This window comes from Pseudomonas sp. 05N434 (assembly GCF_056396965.1).
In genome coordinates, this window is sequence record NZ_JBFTMK010000894.1 from 1 (window position 1) to 1172 (window position 1172).

At 44.6% G+C, this 1172-nt stretch carries 1 protein-coding gene and 1 pseudogene; both read left to right on the top strand.

From position 1 onward, the window contains the following. A partial coding sequence (locus tag AC1DLB_RS30490; protein ID WP_477786342.1) for a winged helix-turn-helix domain-containing protein occupies positions 1-673 on the top strand: 673 nt, incomplete at its 5' end. A 12-nt stretch (positions 674-685) separates the two neighbouring features. Next, positions 686-1172 (top strand): annotated as a pseudogene (locus AC1DLB_RS30495) (EAL domain-containing protein); the annotation flags it as partial.

A 1172-nucleotide genomic window follows, 5' to 3' on the forward strand; every position in this document is an offset into this window, starting at 1 on the left:
CACTTGGCGCTCGGCAGAGAAACTTCGACAGTTATTTGCACCCAATCTYACGCATATATATACATTAGATTACACAAACCCATTAAATCCAGATAGCGAAGCTCAAGCCCACGATGCCGTACTAATCGACATTGAAAGCCCTTCCATTCTTAATGACTGCCTGGCGCTCATCAAGAAATTACGTACGAGCCCAACAGAACTGTCCATTATCGTTGCAATCAATTTTCGCGCTCCGCAAACCAAAATTGAATGTTACCTGGCCGGTGCAGATCATTGTATCAATGTACCTAACGACCAGGATGAAAAAGCCAGGTTAATTTCAGAGTTGCTCGAAACACCTGAATGGCAGCCTGCCATTAAGTTGACCTTGGACCAAACATGCCTGCACTTATACAACGATGAGCTCAAACTGGATCTGGCTTATCAGGAAATGAAAGCCCTGGATGCGCTTATCAATGCAGAAGGTAATATCCTGCACCATGACTCCATGGCCGAATCCATGGGTTTGAATATCAAACTCTATGACTCGCGTGTTCTGGAGAAATCCATAAGCCGCCTTCGAAACAAAATCAAAAAGCACTTCGGCATTAACATCATTCATAGTGTTCGCGGTTATGGCTATCGATTGCTTCGAGGGGTCGTCTCAGTAAAGCAAGCAAACTTTCATTCTTAAAGGGACTAAACAATGGAGTCCAGCAGGCAATATACCGTGCAAGATAACTTCGCATTGGTTTTCTTCAGGCAATCAATCCTCAAGCGAAACGATGAATTGTTCGGCAGTGAGATTTATGCCAAGGCGACCAAACAACAGACACCTCTGAACAAGGGGTATCAGCCATTGCATCCCGATCACCCACTGGCGATTTATCGTGAAGTACTGATGCGGATCCAATTAAATGCCCTTTCACAGATCGAGGCCACGTCGTCCCCATCCGTACAGACACCCAATAAATTATTCGTGACCATGAACCAATCCGCGTTATTGGATAAAGCGTTCATCCGAGAACTGAACGACGCTCAAACGACACTCAAGAAGCATGAACAACAGCTAATCCCCAGCATTAATGGCAGTTCGCTCCTTTCGTTCAATCTCAAAGAAAAAAGAACCATTATCAATCATATTCATTTATTGAAGGACAACGGGATCGAGATCGCTTTCGATGGCTATGACT